We start from the raw sequence: 20,488 nt of genomic DNA on the forward strand, positions 1-20,488 counted from the left end.
GTCGGCGTCTAGCGTCACTGTACAGCGCGCCGGTTATCGGCGCGCTGTACACCATCGGGATTCGGCGACAGCGGCGCTACCGCTCCGCTATTTCACCTTCCACTCCAGAATGCCGCCGGAGTATCCGTTTCGCAGTTTGACGACAATTTTAAGCCCGGAAGTTGTTACTGGACTGAACGTTACCTCGTTGAAGCGGTCCTTCTCGACGCCCGCGGGGGTTGCATCCCCGACCGGTTCCCAGCTCCCGCCGTCCTTGTAGAAGATCTCCCAGGATGCGGGAACGCGGCACCGGCCCTTGGGGACGTCGTCGAACCAGTAGACCGAGCAGGAGGACACGCTGCGTTCCGCTCCCAGATCGTAGGTGATCCATTCCTCTGTGCCTGTGTGATTCCACCATGTGAAACGCGGGACGGTTTCGTCGCTGGAAGAAGCAGGCACGATGCCGTCGCTGACGGCGTTGATGTCGTCGAACACGAACGACGCCGTGTGCCGATCCACGGGCGGCGCGGGCCACTCTGTTGCGTTTCGGTCGGTGGTCACCACGGGCAGCGCAGTCATGCGGAGCCGTGTGCATCCCAGAGGGATCAAGGTGATGTCCTCGACGGGCTCATCCGACCGCACGGGGCTCTGTTTCAGCGTGTCGACCAACCCGTGCTTCATCGACCAGTTCGGGATGCGGCGTGCCTTCGCCGTGATGGAAATCGGCGCTGCGCCCGGCGCGAAAGGCTGCGCGGCCAACGGTCCGGGTCTGCTGGTCACCTTGAATGAGGAGATGGCGGTCGAGGCGAAGCCGTAGTTCCACGGCGATGTGGGGAAGACTTCGTAACCGGGCCATTTTGGGTCGCCGTATTTGCGCCAGTCTTCGCCGATTTTCAAAGAGTACCACAGCGGCCCGCGCTTGACCGAAACGGCGTCCTTGTTGGCGGTCCAGGTTTTGACGGACAGGCTCATCGGAAGCGAAAGGACGATCCGGTCGCCCGCCTTCCAGGTTCTATCCAGCACGATCCACGATTGAGGCCTGGCATCCACCCGTCGGGCCTTGCCGTTCACAGTGACTTTGGCCGCGCTGCACCAGTTCGGTACCCTCAGATAGAGCGGGAAATCGACTGTTTTCGCTGGAGAGACGGCGAAATTGATGGATTCGGCAAATGGGTATTTTGTGGTTTGGGTGATGGTAACGTCCGTTCCCTTGCCGGGGCCCACCTTCGCCGTCACGATCGAAGCGCTGTACAGTGTGGCCGCCAGTCCGCCGTCCAGTGTTCCCATCCAGAGGTGTTCCGCATAATAAGGCCAGCCCATCGCCACATTGTGCTGGCAGCAACGGTAATCCATGGGATTGTAGGAGAACATATCTCCGCCGTTCTCGATGCCGGGGGATTTGCTCTCGCGGTCGAGTTGCGGCTGGTTCGGCGCAGTCAGGTAGTGCAGGCCCTTGGCGTCTGGCGTCATCGTCGCCGGGAACATATTGAACGCGATTTCCTCACAGCGGTCGGAGTACAACGGACTCCCGGTGATGCCCAACAGCATCTGGAACGAGTGCATGAACTCCACGTGAGAGCACGTTTCAGCGCCCTGACGGGGGTCGCCATAGCCGCGGCGGGCGTTCTCATCCGCGCCGAACATACCGCCCGGCACCTGGCCGTAAAGGCCCATCACTTCCTGGTAGTTGCGCTCGGCGGCCGCGAGTTGTTTGGGATCGTGCGTTTGCTGGAAGTAGATCGCCGGTTCGCGATAGCCTTGCGTGATGTTCACGCCGTGCCAGTTCACCACCTTGTCCGACCACTTGGCCGTGCATTCGTGCACCTTTTTCGCCGCATCCAGCAGCCAGGCTTCACCCGTGCGGTTATAGAGCCAGTAAATGCTGTCGGTATTGTCGCCACCCCGCATTTTGTCCCAGTAGCCCGGCAGGATATCGCCCGGCAGGCTGAGTTCGTACCGGAAGTACCGGGTCATCAGCTTTATAACGCGTTCGTCGCCGGTGAACTCGTAGTAAGACTGAAGGGCGTCCAGCATCGGCATGTTGGGCCACAGATCGGGTTTGACCTTGTCATCGTGGGACCCGAAATACCCGTCCGGCTCCTGCGTTGAGATCACGCCATCCAGCCACTTCTTTGTCTCGGCGATGATCCGCTTGTCTCCCAGAACGTAACCCAGATCGCCGAAGCCCTTCAGCCAGTAGGGGACCTCTTCCCAGCCGTTGGCGCCCACGCCGCCGGGGGTGACCCAGGCGTTACCCTGGAATTTGCACCACGGGCTGACTTCGGTGAGACGGCCCGTGAAGCCGTTCGCCTCCATTATTAACTGCGTCCGGAGCCAGCCTTCAGGGCGAATGCTGCCGATCGGCAGTTTCAATAAAGGCTTCGGCGCCAGCGGGAGGCGGTTGACAATGTAATGCCCCGTGCCCTTAGTTGGCGGCGATTTGACTGTATATGTCCGCTCCGCCGCCACCGAGGCAGAAGCTGTCATGGCGATGATCCCCCATACGATTAGCGCTCTGGTATTCATAAGATATCCCATCCGAGGTTTGTATTCGAGAAAGGTCGAACCACCACCAGTATATGCGAAAGGGGCGGTGTGATGACCTGCGGTCACCGGCCTATCCCGGGTCCACCATTTTCATTCCGGATTCGGGGTGGCGTGTTCCGGCGACGGCGCCCGGGGCAACAACCGCTTCCAGGCGGGCGAGTTCATTCGCAACCAGGACGATATCCGCGGCCGCGACATTCTGCTCCAGATAGGTCCGCCGCTTGGTGCCGGGGATCGGGATCACGTCGTCGCCCCGTGAGAGGACCCAGGCGATGGCCAGTTGTGCCGCCGTGCAGCCCTTCTCCCGGGCAATCGCCTCCACGCGCTGGACAAGCGCCATGTTGTGGTCGAAATTCGCTCCCTGCAGCCTCGGCATCGCGCGGCGGTAATCGTCCGCAGCGAGATCTTCGTAATGCGTGATCCCGCCCGTCAGGAAGCCGCGGCCGAGAGGGCTGTACGCGACGAACGCGATGCCCAACTCGCGGGCCGTCGGCAGGATCTCGGCCTCCACGTCGCGCGTCCAGAGGGAGTACTCTGTCTGCAGTGCAGTGATGGGGTGAACCGCGTTCGCGCGGCGGAGAGTGTTCGCCGCCGCCTCGGACATGCCCAGGAACCGCACTTTGCCGGCCTCCACCAGTCCCGCCATCGCGCCGATGGTGTCCTCAATGGGCACCGTCTTGTCCACACGATGCTGATAGTACAGGTCGATCACGTCCACGCCAAGGCGCTTCAGGCTGGCCTCGCAGCACGCCCGCACGTATTCCGGGCGGCCATTGATGCCGCGCACCAGAGGATCGCTGGTGCGGACGATGCCGAATTTGGTGGCCAGAACCACCTTGTCACGCCGGCCGCGGATGGCCTTGCCCACGAGTTCCTCGTTGGCGCCGATCCCGTACATGTCCGCCGTGTCGATGAAGTTGACTCCCAACTCTATGGCCCGGTGGATGGTCGCGATAGATTCGGTTTCATCGGTTTGCCCGTAGAACTCGGACATGCCCATGCATCCCAGACCCATCTCGGACACCATGACACCGCTCTTGCCAAGCTGCCTTTGTTTCATCTCTGCATTGTCCCCCTTATCCCTAGAATGCGCGCGCGTATTGAGCCGGAATGGGCGCCTCGTGCCCAAGGCGCTTCGCGGCGTGAATCGGCCAGTATGGATCGCGCAGCGATTCACGCCCAAGAAGGACGATGTCCGCCTGTCCGTTGCGAATGATCTGGTCCGCCTGCGCAGGCTCCGTAAAGGCACCGACGGCCGCCGTGAGGATGCCCGTTTCCCGCCGAATTCGCTCCGCGAAGGGCGTTTGATATCCTGGGCCAACCGGGATCCGAACGTTGGGCGCACCGCCGCCGGACGAACAGTCAATCAGGTCCACCCCAAGCGGCATCAGTTGAGCAGCAAGCGCGACGGAATCGTCAAGAGTCCACCCCCCGTCCACCCAGTCCGTGGCCGATATGCGCACGAAGAGCGGATAGCGCTCCGGCCAAACACGGCGCACTGCCTCAACGGCTTCGCGCAGCAGTCGCGTCCGGTTGTCGAACGATCCGCCATACGCGTCAGTCCGGAAGTTGCTCAATGGTGACAGGAACTGGTTCAGCAGGTAGCCGTGCGCGGCGTGCAGTTCCACAAGCTGACCGCCGGCATCGAAAGTGCGCCGCGCTCCGTCCGCGAAGGCCTGCACAACTCTTTGAATACCAGCCGGATCAAGCGCGACCGGGATCGGATCCCCCTCGGCAAAGGGAACGGCGCTCGCGGAAAAGATGGGACTCCAGCCGCCCTGCGCCTCATCGACAGGTCCGCCACCGCCACGAAGCCCGCCGGTACTGGCCTTCCGTCCGGCGTGCGCGAGCTGGGTTCCCGGCACCGCGCCCTGTTCCGAGATGAACCGGAAAACGCGGTCCAGGTTCTCGACGTGGTCGTCCTTCCAGATGCCCAGGTCGTCCGGGCTGATACGGCCCTCCGGCAGCACGGAAATCGCTTCGGTCAAGACCGCCCCGGCCCCTCCCACCGCCCGGCAGCCCAGGTGGACCATGTGCCAGTCGTTGGCGAAGCCGTCGGAGCACGAGTACATACACATCGGCGACACGCCGATCCGGTTCCGAAACGTGATGTCACGAATCTGTATTGGCGAAAATAGATGGCTGGGGGGCGCGGTGTTCATACGAGTTCCTTCCTGAGTGTCCGTGTGCTTTGATGTATTGTAGAGCGTGGTGTGACAGGAGCGCACGCATGCCTGCCGATGCACCGACATGGATCCCAGCCTGTGGGCAGCGCTAGGGGACCTGGAGGACGATCTTGCCGCGGGCATGCCCGGTCTCGCTCATTTCGTGGGCATTTCGGGCGTCGGCAAGCTGAAAGACCGTTTCGACGATGGATCGGATGTGCCCCGTATCGACGAGCTCCGCAATTCGCGTGAGCTGACCGGCATTCGGGTCCAGGAAATGATACGCAGAGCGTACATTGTGTTCCTTCGCCGCATCTTCAGACGGTGGACTGACGATGGAAACCAGGATCCCGCCGGGCTTCATAACGCCCCACGACCGCTCCTGCGTGTCGCCCCCGATGGTGTCGAGCACGACATCCACACCTTGGACAGCCGTCTCGAACTGGGTTGCCGTGTAGTCAACGACCTCGTCCGCACCGAGCTCTCGCACCAGATCGACGTTGCGCGCCGATGCCGTCCCAATGACGAACGCGCCTTTCCATTTCGCCATCTGCACGGCAAACGAGCCTACTCCCCCGGCGGCAGCGTGGACCAGTACGCGCTGACCCGGCTGCAGGGCGGCTACGTCGAAAAGGGCTTGCCAGGCCGTCATTCCCGCTAACGGGATGCCGGCCGCGTGAATGTGGTCAATCGAGGTTGGTTTGAGCGCGACCAGGGAGTCGTCGGCGACGATGTACTCCGCGTAGGCGCCATCCCGTGCCAGGTCGGGACGGCTGTAAACTTCATCGCCGGGTCTGAGACGGGTCACCGCAACTCCCGCCTCCTCGACGATGCCTGAAAGGTCCCAACCCAATATCAGCGGCATCGCGTGGTCGATGTGACCTTTCAGATAACCTTTCCGCACCTTCCAGTCGACCGGGTTGATGGCTGCAGCGTGTATACGGATCAGGACCTCGCTGTCATTCGGTACCGGTTTTGGAGCCTCCTCATACTGGAGGACTTCCGGTCCGCCATACTCATGGATTCGCACGGCCTTCATTGTCGTCATTGGTATCCTCTTTCCTGAAGGAATCCGGGCGCGTCTCCAGCGCCTGGTGTGGGTTTGTGCCCCAACCTGAAAGTACCCGTAGACTGATGACGCTGAAACCGTGCGGGCGATGCCCTGCAGCAGGCGATTTCAGCCCAGTACGAACGACCTCATTCCGATGCTCGCCAGGTCAATTCCTTCGTTGAAGAAGCGGATTGGGTCGCTCTGTTCGCTCAGGCCGAGCGCCGCCAGTATGGGGCGATAGTGATCGTCCGTTGGGATCGACATTCGGGCGGCCTCGCCCAGCTCGCGGTAATGGATCAACGCCTCGTCACTGCGGTTCGCAAGCAACTCGGCGCACTGCTCATCGAATTCTACAGCCCAGTCGTAAGGTTCGGCGTTCGCGATGAACCGGACGACGCCCAGATTGTGCACGATGTTGCCGCTCGCCACGAAGAGGATTCCGTCATTGCGAAGCGGGCGGAGCGTCTTCCCCAGTTCGTATTGCAGCTCGGGGCCGCCGGAGACATCCACGCTGACCTGGACCACCGGGATGTCCGCCGCCGGGTACATCCGCTTGAGGACCGACCAAGTGCCGTGATCCAACCCCCACTGCAGATCGGGCTGGACAGACTGATTGGCCTGCGACACGCGGGCCGCCACGGCGGGGCTTCCGGGTGCGGGGTACTGCACTTCGAACAACTCCTGCGGAAAGCCGTAGAAATCGTGGATGGTGCGCGGCTCTTCCATGGCGGTGGCGAAAGGTCCGTCGGTGAGCCAGTGCGCGCTGATGCACGCGATCGCCTTCGGCCGAGGGAGGTCCCGTCCAAGCGCCTCCCAATTGCGCGAATAGTCGCTGTCCTCGATAGCGTTCATCGGATTCCCGTGTCCAATGAACACGACCGGCATGCGCGACGGCTGCCGTGATTCACTCTGGTTCTGATCGTTCATGGCTTCTGGGTTCCTGATACCTGTAGATACTGTGCGTACCCTTTATTCTTGTGTCGCGCGAATACTCGAAGCATATTCTGTATCATCCGTCCGCTTATTTGGGGGGGTGAGAGTGGAAAACGCCGAAAACCTGTATCAGAAGCGCCTTCGCCGCTACGTGACCGCGCTTCGCAATGAGAAGCCGGATCGCGTGCCGATACGGCCTTTCGTAGCGGAGTTTACCGCCACATACGCGGGCTACTCCTGCCAGGAGGTAACACACGACTATCGCAAGGCGTTCGACGCTGCCGTGAAGTGCGCGACCGATTTCGACTGGGATGCGGTTGTGCCCAACATGGTCTACGTCTGGACGGGCCTTACTGAGGCAATCGGCCTGCGCTATTACGGCGTTCCCGGCATCGACATCCCGGCGGACAAGGGATTCTGCTATATCGAGCCGTCCGAGGACAACGCCTTCATGAAGGCGGACGAATACGATGATCTGATTGCCGATCCAACAGCCTTTCTCTACAACGTCTGGCTGCCCCGCGTCTCCACCGAAGTCGCCAAACTCGGCGAGCCGTCAACGTACCGGAACAACCTGTCGTTTGTGAAGGGCGCCATGGCGATGCTGACGTACTTCAACGCATTCGGCCCGCAGGTCCAGCGTCTGCGCGACGAAGCCGGCGTCGTCCCGGCCATCGCCGGCATCTTCAAGGCGCCGTTCGACATCCTGGCGGACAAACTGCGCGGGTACATTGGCCTCACTATGGATATGGTCACCCAGCCCGACAAGGTCCGAGCGGCCTGCGACGCGCTGATGCCGCACCTTTGCCACGTGGGGTTGAGCACCGCCGACCCTGATAAGCGCGTTCCGATCGGGTTCTGGATGCATCGCGGCTGCGTGCCGTTCATCAACCCGCGCCAGTTCGACTCACACGTCTGGCCGACCCTCAGACCGATCATCGAGGAGTTCTGGAAGCACGGGCACCAGACTCTCTTCTATGCCGAGGGCAAATGGGCGCGGCATTTTGACTCCTTCCGCGAGCTGCCGGACCGAAGCATCGTCTACCATTGCGACAAAGACGATGTCTTTGACGCGCACGAACGGCTACACGACAAATTCGCGATCAGCGGTGGCATCCCGAATACGCTCCTGAGCTACGGGACTCCCGACGAGGTGCGCGCGTTCTGCCGGCGCGTGTTGGAAGGCGTTGCCGCGGACGGCGGCTACATCATGGACGCCGGAGCGATCATGCAGGACGACACGCGTATAGACAACGTCCGCGCAATGACGGAGGTCACCCGCGAATACGGGAGCTATCCCGGGGTCGAAAACGCCAGTCTTTCGGATATGCCGCCGTGCGATGTGCCCGCATCCGTGGCGGATCGTAAACGTATTGCCGGCCTGACTTCAAGCGCCGCGGTACAGGCGGGCGCGTGCTACCCCTGGGAGCAGCGCGAACGGGAAACCCGGCCGATCGCCGGAGACAAGGACCTCGTCCGCCAGATATGGGACGAGATCGACGGAATGGCCAACTCTTACATCTGGCAGATTCTTCTCAGTTTCTGAGTTCACCGTCACACTGATCGAAGTTCGCCGCCTCCCGGGATGGCGCGGCCCCGGCCAATCCGCTACACTGGGTTCAACAACCGCGGAATACGGAATTGGCTTAGGCGCCGGTATCTTCGGGCCTGGGCAACGATTCCAGCGCGGCTGCCTGTGCACGCCGACTTGAAGCGAGGATTATGGAATGGGCAAAGAACCGACAGCGGGGGACACGGTCCGGAAGAAACGCGGATTCCTGCGTGCAACGTTTGGCCACATATGCATTGGCGCGCTCGTAGCCATCATCGTGGGATTCAGCGTGTGGGTATCATCGACGCTCTCCGCGAACCGCCAAATCGGTGAAGCGCGCTCCCGTATGGCCACCGTTTCACGGAATGCGGCCATCCGCGAGGCCCAGGTGCGTCTGTACGAATCGGCCATCGAATTGGAGCGACGCAATTTCGGGACCGCTAACACCCGATTGAAGGATGCCGGAAAAGCGTTGTCCGCGCTTCCCGACGCTGGCGGAGACGCACGAGTTGCGCGTCTCCAGCAATCCATCGCCGCCCTCGACCTCACGGTTGTCACGGACGTGAGCGCCCAGCGCGATCAGGTACTCGCGCTGGCCGAACAGGCGGGACAGCTGGTTTCCAACCCCTGACCGGCATCGAGAAGCTCGCGCGGTGGCGCCCGCGCATGGAAGAGGAGGCCAGATGGCGATGGCGACGATTCGCGAGCCGGCGAGGGATCTGCACGTCGCGCGCGACGTGGACGTAGTTGTCGTGGGAGGCGGGCCGGCGGGCTTCTGCGCGGCCATCGCCGCGTCCCGCAACGGAGCCAGCACCACGCTGATCGAGCGGTTCGGCTACCTCGGTGGCACGGCTACCGCCTCGTTGATGGCATGTATCAATGGCTTCCGGAACCAGGTCGACCCCGAAACCACGCAGACGGTGCGGGGAATCGCCGAGGAACTCGTCCTGGCTCTGAAGGGTATGGGCGGCCTTGGAACAAGTCCGTATGCTCAGAAGGCCTACCCCGATCTGCCCGGACGTCTCGCCTATTCGTACGCCGTCGACCCTGAAATGTTCAAGTACGTGGCGATGCGACTCTGCCACGAAGCCGGCGTAGACCTTCTTCTGCACACGTGGTTTTCCGCGACGATTATCGAAGATGGTTCCGTGCGGGGAATTGTTGTAGAGAACAAATCCGGACGGCGGGCGTTGCTGGCGAAGGTTGTGGTGGATGCGAGCGGCGACGGGGACGTTGCGGCCCGCGCCGGCGTGCCGTACCGGCAGGTGAGGGCGGATGAAGCGCCGCGCCTGACCGATGGCCTGATGTACCGCATCCAGTTCGGCCCGGAGCGGCCCGACGGCCCTTTCGCCTGCGATTTCGGCGGCGGCGCCGTCGTTTGGGGCCCGGGGTCGGCCGCCCTCAACGGGGTCAACGCCGACGCGTTGTCACGGGCCGAAGTGGACGCGAGGCTGCGGGTCTACGACGATTTCGCCGCAAAACAGGCGAAGCACCCGGAACTGGCGGGCGCACGTGTCGTGGAAACGCCGCCGCTCCTCGGGATCCGGCAGACGCGCTTTATCGAGGGAGAGTACCGCCTTACGGCCGACGATGCCATCGCCGGCCGCCGATTCCCGGATTCCATCGCCGTTTCCTCATGCCCGATTATCGCGTACTACGGTTACCGCCGTTACCTTGAGCACGAAGGTTACGACATCCCGTACCGCTGCCTGGTTCCAAAGGGCATCGACGGCCTTCTGGTCGCGGGCAGGTGCATCTCCAGCGACCAGCAGCCATACGAATCGCATCGAGCGATGGTGCCGGTGATGGCGATCGGCCAGGCCGCCGGCACAGCCGCCGCGATCTGCTGCCGCACGCACATCGTTCCACGCGCGCTGGACGTGCCGCTGCTTCGCACGACGCTCGCCGCGCAGGGCGCGGTGGTTACGCTGCCGTAAGCGGCGGAGACATCTAGCCTGACTACGCCACTGTGTCTGCGCTTCACGGATGTTCTATTCTTGTGTGAAAGCATGGACCGCGCGTCGTCCCGCCCGGGGCGGCGAGTGGGGATGAGCCGCCGGGAACAGGATTCTGCCAAGTGTGGACAGGGCCATCAGAGGAGGCGCGTATGACGCCCGCATCCGGTAATCCCGGACAACCGATAGGGCCGGCGTGGCACAGCCTTTCCGCGGCGGACGTGCTGGAACGCTGCTCTTCCTCAGCGGCCGGACTGTCGGCGCAGGAAGCGGCGCGTCGGCTCGCGGCGGACGGACCGAACGAGTTGAAGGAGGGCAAACCCATCAGCCCCCTCCAGATCCTCCTCGGCCAATTCAAGAGCCTGATTATCTGGATCCTCATCGTTGCCGGAATCCTCTCCGGCATCCTCGGCGAGGGGGTGGACGCCATCGCAATCCTCGCCATTGTGGTGCTCAATGCCGTCATCGGCTCTTACCAGGAATTGAAGGGCGAGAAATCGATCGCGGCGCTCAAGAAACTGACCGCGCCCGAGGCCAAGGTGCGGCGTGATAGCCGGGTTGTCTCCATCCCCGCCTCCGGAATTGTCTCCGGAGACGTCCTCGCCCTGGAAGCCGGCGATCTCGTTCCGGCGGACGCCCGGCTCCTCGAATCGGCCTCACTGAAGTGCGTCGAGTCCATGCTCACCGGCGAGGCCGAGGCGGTATCCAAGCAGCCGGCGACGCTGGAGCAGGCGGACATCCCCCTCGGCGATCGCGAAAACATGGTATTCATGGGGACCACCGTCGCGGCGGGCACCGGCAAGGCGGTCGTGGTGGCCACCGCGATGAATACAGAACTGGGGCGCATCGCCGGGCTGATCGAAGAGGCGGGGGCTGAGGAGCGAACACCCCTGGAGAGAAAGCTGGAATCCTTCGGGCGCGTTCTCGTTTGGGGCGCGCTCGGGATCGTGGGGCTGCTCTTCGGTCTGGGGCTGCTTCGAGGGACCGAACCGTTCGAGATGTTCATGACCTCGGTAAGCCTCGCCGTCGCCGCCGTTCCCGAGGGGCTCCCCGCGGTCGTCACGGTGGCCCTGTCGCTCGGCGTGCTCCGCATGGCCCGCCGCCGCGCGCTCATACGCAAACTGGCCGCGGTTGAGACCCTGGGCTCAACTACCGTCATCTGCACGGACAAGACCGGCACCCTCACCGTGGGCGAAATGACCGTTCGTGCGCTTTACGTCGCCGGTCAACGATACGAAGTTACGGGTGAGGGCTACGATCCCGTCGGTGAAGTCCGCTTTGAGGGCGCGAAAGCCGGGGCGCAGCACGCCGAGCCACTGCTCGAACTGGCAACCCTTATCGTGGGCAACAACAACGCGCACCTCGTCGAGGAAGATGGGGTGTGGAAGGTGGTCGGCGATCCTACCGAAGGCGCCATGCTCGCCGCTGGACCCAAAGCCGGCGCGGACCAAGACCGCATCGAAAGGGAATTGCCGAAGCAGCGGGAGATACCGTTCGATTCAGACCGCAAGCGCAGCACGGTTATCCGCCGGATGCCGGAAGGTCAGCTTCGCGCGTTCACCAACGGCGCGCCCGGGCCGTTGCTTCGATTGTGCACCAGCGTTTACACGGCGGACGGGGTTCAGCCCCTCACGGACCCTGATCGAGAGCGCATCCTCGCTGAGACCTCTTCGATGGCGCAGCAATCCCTGCGCGTGCTCGCATCAGCGTATCGGGACCTCACTGAGGCTGTGTCCGTGGATCCGGCTTCGGAGGAGGTCGAGCGCGACCTCGTGTTCGTAGGGCTGACTGGAATGTACGACCCGCCGCGCAAGGAAGCCAGGGACGCCGTGACCACGTGTCGTTCCGCGGGAATTCGCGTCGTAATGATCACGGGAGACCATCCGGAAACCGCGACGGCCATCGCGCGCGAAATAGAGATCGCCTCCGCCGATGACGTGGCCGTTTCAGGAGGCAGGCTGGACCGGATGTCCGATGCTGAGCTTCGCAGCGCAGTCTCCGGCATCGCCGTTTATGCGCGGGTCACCGCTCGGCACAAGCTGCGCATCGTCCGCGCGTGGAAGGCGAACGATGCCGTGGTTGCGATGACGGGCGACGGCGTGAACGATGCGCCGGCCATCAGAGGCGCCGACATAGGTATCGCCATGGGGCGGGCCGGAACGGAGGTCACCAAGCAGGCGTCGGACATGATCATCACCGACGACAATTTCGCGTCCATTGTGGCCGCGGTGGAGGAGGGACGCGGCATCTATGACAACATCCGCAAAACCCTTCAGTACCTGTTGGCCGGCAACACGGGCGAATTGCTGCTGATGACCATTTGCGTGGTCCTTGGGTTACAGTCGCCCTTACTGCCTATCCACCTGCTCTGGATCAACCTCGTCACCGACGGCCTGCCCGCGCTCTGCTTGGCCATCGACCCCATCGACCCCGACGTGATGAAGCGCCGGCCGCGCTTGCCGTCGGAACGCATCGCGGACCGCGGGTTCCTCCGCACGATGGCCTTGACCGGCGTTCTCACGGCGGGGGTGGCGTTCGCGGTTTATCTCTATATGCTGAAGGCGGGAACCGTCGAAATGGCTCGTTCATACGCCTTTCCCGTACTCGTCTTTGCCGAACTCCTGCGTTCATTTGGCGGCCGGAGCGAAACCAAGCCGGTCTGGCGTATCTCTCTCTTCACAAACGTGAATCTGGTCATCGTCGTTGCCATCTCGTTCGGACTCCAGGTCTTGAGCCAGCACAATGCGATTCTGGGCGCACTCCTGAGGACATCCTACGTGCCGTTCAGCGCCTGCCTCGTCCTTGTCGCCCTGGGCGCGATCCCGCTCACCGTTCTGGAGATCGTGAAGCTTGTACGCCACGCCCGCCGGCCGAAATCCGATCCGGCCATCATTGCGTGAGCCCAGCGCCCGTGATGCCGGGGGTTGCCTGACCAAACGGAGGAGCGCAAAGCAAGTTATTCCTCTGCGCTCCTCCGTTCTCCTCTTGTCTAGGGGGTGCTTTACTGGGCCGGCTTCGGCATCGGCGCCGGGAAGCCATCAGGCAGCACGAATTTGCCCGGGTCCGGCAGCTTCAGATCGGGAAGGTCCTCATCCGTGTTGGCGATGTAGACCCACCAGTTGTTGTAGCCATATTTCGTGTAGCCCGGGTACTTGGGTACGCGTTCCAGGAGCCACCGCTGGTAGCCGGCCTGGTTGTTGCACCATTCCTCGCTGCCGATCTCGCGCGCGGGGCCGCTCACGTCCGGGTAGTTGAACCAGTTGTCCGCGTAGGACATCACCTTGCGCTTGTTGTTGTAGTCGTAGCCGCCCTCGCCGTTCGGCGGAACGTGGCAGTTGCCGACCATGCTGGGAGTGCCCTTGTGGTCAAGTTCGAGCCAACTGAAGACGTTCCACGGATCGCGTTTGCCGTAGGTTTCCCAGATGCCGTCGGCCATCGAAAGGGCAGCCTGGCTCTCGATGCGGTGGGCGTAGGAGTGGATCATATTGTCCGAGCCGACCTCGTAGTTGAAGCCCATCACCCACATCGTGTGGCCGATCTCCGGTGGGATGTCGTAGGGGCGGTAGAACCACGGGTTGTCGGTGGGGCCGAATCGTGCATAACGGTTGGGGATGTAGCCGGCGTACTCGTCCCACGCCATTCCGGACGCGCCCCAGACCCACAATTCGGTGATGTTCTCCTTCTTGCAGCGCTCAAGGATTTTGTTCTCCTCGAAGAAGGCCCGGTAGGAACTGGTCGCCGGCTGCCATTTCTGGGTCTTCCGGTCCGCCAGGAACGTGTCATTCGTGTACCGGAAACCATCAGTCTTGAGGGAATAGCCGTCCACCGTGATGACGTCCACGATCTTGTAGTTGATGTACCCCCAACTGGCTTCCCGGATGGTGTCCACCAGGATGTGGCTGTACTCGACCGGGTCATTCGCCTTGAGCCGCTGGATCAGGGTCTCGCCGGTGGATTTGTCTAGCACCGGGTTATATATGAGGACGATGACTTTCGCTTCCTTGCGTCCGGTAGCTGCCTTCCCGTTATACACGAATTTCGGCTTCGTCCAAGGGGTCTTCGCGGGGTCTGTTACGTAGGAACCCGTGCTTTCAAGGTCGCCGACAGGCTTCACAACCGGGAGTGACTTCCACGCCGGGACGACCGGTCCCGCGAACACCTTCACCGCCAGATTGGGCAGCGTGGCGAGCGCGAGGAGCGAGATGAGCAAACGTTTCACTAGCTGTGCCTCCAAAAGCTATTGGGCAGTGGCTATGCCACCGCCCGAAGTGATCTCTCTATTCTGTTGTGTTGTCCGAGAATCGCATCCACGTGGTGTACTTCCACGGGTCCGATTCCCGGATTTGGAACACCCTGGCTCCGCGGCCACGGGCCACCTTGGGATCGTCATCCTTCCGATTGTACGAGTAATATCCTATCGCGCCGTCATACCCCAGTTGGATGCCAAGCCAATCGCCAACGTAGTTGTTCACGTGGTCGTGGCCGCAGAATATCCCTTTCACATCGCCCCGCTCAAGTACGGCGGCCAAGAGGCCGCTATTCACGCGCGCGGGACATTCGTCCTCTCCGCGGTCGCCTTTGATCTTTATGGACTTGGCCATATCCGTGAATTCGCATAGCGGGATGTGGAAGAACATCAAGCCCGGGATCTTGTGCCCGTACCGGGCTTCCATCCGCCTCGAAGTCTGCGTGTACCAGGCGATCTGGTCCGAGTGAATCCAGTCGTAGCCTGCAGCGGGGCCGTCCACGTACTCGTTCGAATCCAGCAGCCAAAGCGAGAATACGGCGTCTTTGCCCGTGTGGTCTTTGACCAGCAGGTTGGCGTTCCCGACGCCATGGATCGCCCTGGAGCCCCGGACATTGATATTGTACGGGTATGACTGGTAGACCTTGAAAACCTCTTCCTTGCCCATGTGGGTATTCGGAAAATGCTCCTGATCGTGGTTGCCGAAAACCATCGCCCACGGGATCTTCCGCTCTTCTACGGGGCGGGCAACCCAGGCAATCGCCTGCTTCACGTCTGCGACGCTCTTGCAGGTGTCACCGGCGATGCAGTCTCCCCCAATGATGACGACGTCCGGCTTTTCGGCGTCCAGGAGACGGCCCATTAGGGCCGTGGCCCGCGGATCCATCGTTGGGCCATCCTGGATGTCGGAATACATCATCACTTTGAAGGCGCCATACTCCCGGAACTCGAGCTCCGGTTTCGCGGCGCGGGCGGTCTGTGACATGGCAACGGTCAGCATAAGAGTAATCGCTCTCCGGAATGAGTTCGCTTTCGTAACTACCTCCCATCGTCTCGGTCTGCTTCGTGGCGCGCGGACAAAGGTTCGAGTATGGCGCAGATGCTCTGCAGTTGACTCAGGATATGAGCGGTTCGCGAGATGTGGCAATGGATGTCACAATCGTCGCTGAAAGGATATGCGAAGATCTCCCCGAATTGCTCCTTTCACCTGAACCTATGGCACGCTCGTGGAGTACTGTATGGTAGCAGCAGACCATCCTGTCGGCAGATTGTCGGCGCTGGGGTTGCCGCAACTCAGGATTCAGCGTATGGCGGACATTTGGGAGATCAAGCTCTTCGGGTGGCTTCGGGCAACGAGGGGAAACTGTGTCGTCTCGCGCTTTCCTACCCGCAAATGTGCCTCGCTGCTGGCCGCGCTCGCCTACAACATCGATCGCCCCCATTCCCGCGAGGTGCTGACCGAAATGCTCTGGCCCGACGCGGATCCGCAGGCTGCCCGCAATCGGTTCCGGGTCGCCCTGAGCTCGCTGCGCGCTCTGCTTGAGCCGGATGGAGTGCCCGCCGGAACCGTGCTCATCGCGGACCGGAGCGCCGTTGGGCTTAGCGCCGCGGAGGTAACCACGGATGTCCGCGAGTTCGAGGCCACCCTGGCCGCCGCCGGCGCCGCCTCCGGCGCAGAGCGCGAAGCGTGGTTCGCCCGGGCGGAGGCGTTCTATACCGCCGATCTGCTGACCGGCCATTACGACGAATGGATCGTGCCGGAACGGGAGCGCCTCGCGCTGGCCCGCCTCGAAGCCCTATGCGGACTCGCGATTGTCCGGCAGGAGTTGGGCGATATTGATGGCGCCATCGACGCCTGTCAGCGGGCTGTCGCCGCCGATGGACTGCGCGAAGACGCACACCAACGCCTTATGTCGCTCTACCTGGCCAAGGGGGATACAACATCCGCACTTCGCCAGTACCGCGACTTAAGGCGCAAAACCCGGCGCGGGATCGGCCAACCGCCGTCTCCCGCCGCGCGCGCTTTGGCCGAGAGCATCCGCGCCCGTCTCCGGGACAAATCCCCGCCGCCCGCGCAGGCGGGCGCCCCCGATCCTATGACGAGGATCCCGCACCAGCCGCCGGCCGGCGCCCCGCCGCGCCTGCCCTCGAGCCTCACCAGTTTCTTCGGCCGAGACGGCGAGACGGCGCGGCTTGTGGCGCTGCTGTCCGGGGGCGAAACCCGATTGGTCACTCTCTCCGGGTCGGGAGGGTCGGGCAAGACGCGCCTTGCGGTAGAGGTGGCGAGGCTGCTGGAACCGGCGTATGCGGACGCGGTCTGGTTCGTTCCACTGGCAGAGCGGTTCGACGCGCGCCTTATCATCGACGCGATCTTCGACGCCATGCGCTTGCGCCGTCTGCCGGGCACAGACCCCAAGGAACAGGTGATATCGGCGCTGGCCTCCCGGCCATCGCTGATGGTGTTGGACAATTTCGAGCATCTGGTCCCCGATGGGGTCGCCGTTGTCCGCGATTTGCTGGAGCGCGCGCCTACGCTGCGCTGTCTCGTGACTTCACAGGTTCGTTTGCAGTTGTCCGGCGAACGGGAGATTCCACTGGCGCCGCTGGCCATTCCCATCCTGGAGGCGCCACCGGATCGGCTGCTGGACTGCCCCAGCGTCCTGCTATTTGTCGACCGCGCACAGGCGGTGCTCCCGGGTTTCGAGGTGAACGAGCGAAACGCCAGGGCGGTCAGCGAGATTTGCCGCCGTCTGGAAGGCATACCGCTGGCCATCGAACTGGCCGCTGCGTGGGCGCACACCCTCACCCCTACGCAGATGATCGCCCGCCTGTCCAGCCGATTCGACCTGCTGGTCGCCCGTGACCGCGATGTATTCGACCGCCATCGGGCGCTTCGGACTACGGTGGATTGGAGTTACGAACTCCTTCCGGTTCCGCTCCGCCGCTTCTTCACGCGGCTCTCCGTGTTCCATAACGGGTGGACACTTGACGCTGCGGAGTACGTCTGCCAGGAGCCTGACACACTGGATCACATCGCCGCGCTGAAGGAGCGATCGTTCCTGGTGGCGGAGGAACAGTGCGCCGAGATGGCGTTTTCCATGCTGGCGACGCTGCACGATTATGCCGCCCAGCATTTGCCGGACGCTGAAAGCGCCGTCCTCGCCCGGCGCCACGCTGAGTACTACCTCGATCTGTCTCTTCAGGCCGAGCCCGCCCTTCGGGGCGATCGGATGGAGGAATGGCTTGAGCGCCTGGAGTGCGCGCACGGGAACATTTTCGCCGCCCTGGCGTATTCGCTTGGTCCCACGGGAAATCCGGAGGTCGCGGCGAGGCTCGCGGCCGCTCTCGCGATGTTCTGGGAACACCGCGGCCGGCTGAGGGAGGGGCGGCACTTTCTGACCCGCGCCCTAGCACAAGTGGTCGAACCATCCGTGCGCCTCCGTGCCCTGAACGCCGCATCTCGTCTGGCGGTGGTGCAGGGCGACGCTATTGTGGGCGCCGACCATGGGGCGGAAGCACTTTGGATCGCGCGGGACCTGGGCGATGAACGTGAACAAGCCCTCGCCCTGCGCAACCTCGCGTACGTTGACTTCATCCGAGCCGACTACACCCATTCGATCGCGCTGCAAGAGCTCTCACTCGCGCTGTTCCGCAAGATCGATGATAAATGGGGAATGGCGGCGTCGATGGACGATCTGGGCAGCGTCGTGACTCGGACCGGGGACTACGAGCGGGCGCGCGCCCTGATGGAGGAAGCTCTGGCCCTGTACCGCGAGATAGGCCACCGCGAGGGCCAGGGCTCGGCCCTGTACGGTCTTGGAGTGGTCGAGCGTGACCTTCTGGACTACACCTCAGCGCGGGAGTACCTCACTCAGACCCTCGCCGTGGCGGAGGAACTCAAAGACGTTCAGTGCATTGCGCTCGCCGCGACCGCACTGGGCAGCGTGGCGGCCCTCAGCGGCGATGCGCGGGAGGGCGGAGAACGGATCTCACAAGGCATTACGCTTTTCCGGGAACTTGGCGATTCGCGAGGCTTGTTCGTAGCGCTATATCACCTGGGCGCGACCGTCGAAAGGCGGACGGATCCTGAAGCGGCGGTCGCCACCCTGCGCGAGGGATTGCAGTTGGCCAACAAGGGTGGGGACCCCAGATATACGCTTTACAGCCTCGACGCCCTGGGTCTCGTCGCCGCGGACATGGGCCAGTTGGAGCGCGCGGCGCGCCTCCTGGGGAAGGGTGAAGCCTATCGCGTTGATCTCGGATACCCTTGGCCGCCTTACATTCTGGATGATCGCGAGAGGACGCTCTCCGGGGTCCGGGCCGCGCTGCCCCCGGAAGCTCTGGACAGACAGTGGCGCGAAGGGGCGTCGATGTCCCTGGAAGATGCCATCCGCTATGCGTCCAGATAGATCCGCTCCGGACGGGATTTGTTCCCGCAATTAGCCGGCGATACCGCAATTGCTGAGAAAAATCTGTAGATTTTTCGTCGCTGCCAGTCTTTAACGCTCCTGCTAATGATGTGTTTGCGGTGGACGGGTATTCTACGTCTGCAGATCATTCACGTCCCAGGCGCGTGTGGCGCCTGAAGGAGCATCATAAATGGCGGTGTTTGAAAATACTATGGAGAAGGCCGGGCGATCGTTTGGCGCGGCCTCAACGGAGCAGCGCATCATTCCGCGGCGCCGCAGCCGCCGCGGTATAGGCTTCTGGCTGGACTGGGCCCCGATGATTGGGCTTGGACTGGCAATAGCAGTATCGGGCGTGCATTGCATCGGCGCCTCCTTATTTGGGAATCCGCCGGCGATGATTGCGCAGACCAATCGCGCCGGGCACAGTGTCAAAACCGCTCAAGCCCCGGACAGTAGCACGGGCATCCCTGTCGCAGTACGTATCGCGTTTTAACAGTGACGCCGATACGCCAGCCGCCGGAAAATGTGAACAAGACCGCCGTCAGGGAACCCTGACGGCGGTCCGTTTTCGTGCGGGGGCCGATGTGCCTATTTCACAGCATCATCGTTCACTGCAGAGCCTGCCCGCTTCGGCGGCATACTCGCGGAACAGGCGCATGTACAATTCGTATTCATGCAACGAGACGCCTGGAGGGGTCTGGTGGTCTACGCTGATGATGAACCCCCCTCCCGAAGCGGTTGGCAACAGGCGCTCGAACTCAGCCCGCATAGCGGCCTCGCCCCGGGTCATCACCATTTTGTCGTAGTGGCCGATGAAGCGCATCCGCGGGTGCTCGGCTCGAAGGCGCGCGATATCGGCGCCTGCCTGCCGCTCCAGGGGAAGGATGCCGTCAAGACCCGCATCCTCGAACCAGTACGACGGGATCGTCACGTCGCCGTCTGAGTCCACAACGCTCAGTATCCCGCGTTCATTCAGCGCGGGGACGACGCGCCCGTAGTATGGTTTGAGAAACTCGTTGAATTGAGCCTTCGAGAGCATCGGGCCGTGGTTATAGCTCAAGTCCTCGCCGAACGTCATGAAGTCTGGGGTGCATATATCGCAGATCTCCTCGACGACATACAGTATCCAGGCGGACAGGTCGTTGTTGATCCGATGCATCAGTTCGGGCTGATCGTAGAACGCGTACAGGTGCCGTTCGATTCCGAGCAGCGTGCGCGGGAACCAGAAGAATCCGTCCACGCTGAACCACAGGACCACTTCACCACGTTTCTGCTGCTGCGCCCAGTCTTCCCACATCGCACGATCGATCGCCGGCCGGGGGAAAAGGTACGGGCGGATTCGTTCATATCCGTCCATATCTTCGACCAGGGAGCGGCCTTCACCGGAAGGATTTGGGAATCCGGGGCGGCGTATTCCGACCCAGTCCTGCATGTACACGTCCTGCCCGAAATGGCGGTTGACGGCGTAACGGTCAGTCACGGGCAATCCTTCGGCGCTCCAACGATCGATCGTTTTGTCCCACCAAACGGCCCATTCCACGAGGGGCAGACGGTCAAACGGCAGAAAGTTCATCACTGCGTGAAAGCGTTCGCGGGGGTTCATCTCATCCATCTCGTGTCCTTTGGGCGTCAGCTGCCAATGTTCGGCTTC

The 20,488-nt window shown here is 62.5% G+C and carries 14 protein-coding genes; 6 read left to right on the forward strand and 8 right to left on the reverse strand.

What is annotated here, in order from left to right; genetic code table 11:
- Nucleotides 1-87: 87 nt before the first annotated feature.
- From VGM51_17835 to ygiD, 5 genes are all read right to left on the reverse strand, one after another.
- Complete coding sequence (locus VGM51_17835) at nt 88-2,505, reverse strand: beta-L-arabinofuranosidase domain-containing protein (GenBank protein ID HEY3414897.1); 2,418 nt, start codon at nt 2,503-2,505, stop codon at nt 88-90.
- Nucleotides 2,506-2,596: 91 nt separating this feature from the next.
- Entirely contained in the window at nt 2,597-3,586 is a 990-nt protein-coding gene (locus VGM51_17840; GenBank protein HEY3414898.1) for an aldo/keto reductase, read from the reverse strand.
- A 22-nt stretch (nt 3,587-3,608) separates the two neighbouring features.
- Nucleotides 3,609-4,688 carry an NADH:flavin oxidoreductase/NADH oxidase gene (locus VGM51_17845; protein HEY3414899.1) on the reverse strand — a complete coding sequence of 360 codons (1,080 nt, stop codon included), beginning with the start codon at nt 4,686-4,688 and terminating at the stop codon, nt 3,609-3,611.
- Between the two features lie 112 nt (nt 4,689-4,800).
- A complete protein-coding gene (locus tag VGM51_17850) occupies nt 4,801-5,730 on the reverse strand; it encodes an NADP-dependent oxidoreductase (GenBank protein ID HEY3414900.1) in 930 nt (309 codons plus the stop codon).
- 138 nt (nt 5,731-5,868) lie between these two features.
- Nucleotides 5,869-6,669 (reverse strand): 4,5-DOPA dioxygenase extradiol, encoded by an 801-nt coding sequence (gene ygiD / locus VGM51_17855; GenBank protein HEY3414901.1) that lies wholly within the window; start codon nt 6,667-6,669, stop codon nt 5,869-5,871.
- Nucleotides 6,670-6,781: 112 nt separating this feature from the next.
- Between ygiD and VGM51_17860 the strand changes: the two genes are divergently transcribed.
- From VGM51_17860 to VGM51_17875, 4 genes are all read left to right on the forward strand, one after another.
- A complete protein-coding gene (locus VGM51_17860) occupies nt 6,782-8,221 on the forward strand; it encodes a uroporphyrinogen decarboxylase family protein (protein HEY3414902.1) in 1,440 nt (479 codons plus the stop codon).
- A gap of 181 nt (nt 8,222-8,402) precedes the next feature.
- Nucleotides 8,403-8,858 (forward strand): hypothetical protein, encoded by a 456-nt coding sequence (locus VGM51_17865; GenBank protein ID HEY3414903.1) that lies wholly within the window; start codon nt 8,403-8,405, stop codon nt 8,856-8,858.
- A gap of 58 nt (nt 8,859-8,916) precedes the next feature.
- Nucleotides 8,917-10,164, forward strand: coding sequence for an FAD-dependent oxidoreductase (locus VGM51_17870; protein HEY3414904.1), 1,248 nt, complete (start codon nt 8,917-8,919; stop codon nt 10,162-10,164).
- Between the two features lie 170 nt (nt 10,165-10,334).
- The gene (locus VGM51_17875; GenBank protein ID HEY3414905.1) at nt 10,335-13,082 is read left to right on the forward strand and encodes a cation-translocating P-type ATPase; all 2,748 of its coding nucleotides are present in this window, start codon (nt 10,335-10,337) and stop codon (nt 13,080-13,082) included.
- Nucleotides 13,083-13,183: 101 nt separating this feature from the next.
- On the opposite strand, the gene VGM51_17880 is transcribed toward VGM51_17875, so the two are convergent.
- The gene (locus tag VGM51_17880; protein HEY3414906.1) at nt 13,184-14,401 is read right to left on the reverse strand and encodes a hypothetical protein; all 1,218 of its coding nucleotides are present in this window, start codon (nt 14,399-14,401) and stop codon (nt 13,184-13,186) included.
- A gap of 58 nt (nt 14,402-14,459) precedes the next feature.
- Complete coding sequence (locus VGM51_17885) at nt 14,460-15,428, reverse strand: metallophosphoesterase family protein (protein ID HEY3414907.1); 969 nt, start codon at nt 15,426-15,428, stop codon at nt 14,460-14,462.
- 307 nt (nt 15,429-15,735) lie between these two features.
- Between VGM51_17885 and VGM51_17890 the strand changes: the two genes are divergently transcribed.
- Complete coding sequence (locus VGM51_17890) at nt 15,736-18,837, forward strand: tetratricopeptide repeat protein (GenBank protein ID HEY3414908.1); 3,102 nt, start codon at nt 15,736-15,738, stop codon at nt 18,835-18,837.
- A gap of 190 nt (nt 18,838-19,027) precedes the next feature.
- Nucleotides 19,028-19,330, forward strand: a complete 303-nt coding sequence (locus tag VGM51_17895; GenBank protein HEY3414909.1) for a hypothetical protein — start codon at nt 19,028-19,030, stop codon at nt 19,328-19,330.
- Between the two features lie 108 nt (nt 19,331-19,438).
- Here VGM51_17895 and VGM51_17900 read toward each other — a convergent pair whose 3' ends face one another.
- Nucleotides 19,439-20,440, reverse strand: a complete 1,002-nt coding sequence (locus VGM51_17900; protein ID HEY3414910.1) for a uroporphyrinogen decarboxylase family protein — start codon at nt 20,438-20,440, stop codon at nt 19,439-19,441.
- Nucleotides 20,441-20,488 lie beyond the last annotated feature (48 nt).

This window comes from Armatimonadota bacterium, assembly GCA_036504095.1.
Taxonomy (GTDB): Bacteria; Armatimonadota; DTGP01; order JAKQQT01; family JAKQQT01; genus DASXUL01.

Excerpts from the sequence above, each read along its gene's own strand:
- VGM51_17835 (HEY3414897.1), bottom strand. The coding sequence starts at position 2,505 with ATGAATACCAGAGCGCTAATCGTATGGGGGATCATCGCCATGACAGCT.
- ygiD (HEY3414901.1), bottom strand. The coding sequence starts at position 6,669 with ATGAACGATCAGAACCAGAGTGAATCACGGCAGCCGTCGCGCATGCCG.
- VGM51_17850 (HEY3414900.1), bottom strand. The coding sequence starts at position 5,730 with ATGAAGGCCGTGCGAATCCATGAGTATGGCGGACCGGAAGTCCTCCAG.
- VGM51_17890 (HEY3414908.1), top strand. The coding sequence starts at position 15,736 with ATGGCGGACATTTGGGAGATCAAGCTCTTCGGGTGGCTTCGGGCAACG.
- VGM51_17845 (HEY3414899.1), bottom strand. The coding sequence starts at position 4,688 with ATGAACACCGCGCCCCCCAGCCATCTATTTTCGCCAATACAGATTCGT.
- VGM51_17840 (HEY3414898.1), bottom strand. The coding sequence starts at position 3,586 with ATGAAACAAAGGCAGCTTGGCAAGAGCGGTGTCATGGTGTCCGAGATG.
- VGM51_17875 (HEY3414905.1), top strand. The coding sequence starts at position 10,335 with ATGACGCCCGCATCCGGTAATCCCGGACAACCGATAGGGCCGGCGTGG.
- VGM51_17870 (HEY3414904.1), top strand. The coding sequence starts at position 8,917 with ATGGCGACGATTCGCGAGCCGGCGAGGGATCTGCACGTCGCGCGCGAC.
- VGM51_17865 (HEY3414903.1), top strand. The coding sequence starts at position 8,403 with ATGGGCAAAGAACCGACAGCGGGGGACACGGTCCGGAAGAAACGCGGA.
- VGM51_17895 (HEY3414909.1), top strand. The coding sequence starts at position 19,028 with ATGGCGGTGTTTGAAAATACTATGGAGAAGGCCGGGCGATCGTTTGGC.
- VGM51_17885 (HEY3414907.1), bottom strand. The coding sequence starts at position 15,428 with ATGCTGACCGTTGCCATGTCACAGACCGCCCGCGCCGCGAAACCGGAG.
- VGM51_17900 (HEY3414910.1), bottom strand. The coding sequence starts at position 20,440 with ATGAACCCCCGCGAACGCTTTCACGCAGTGATGAACTTTCTGCCGTTT.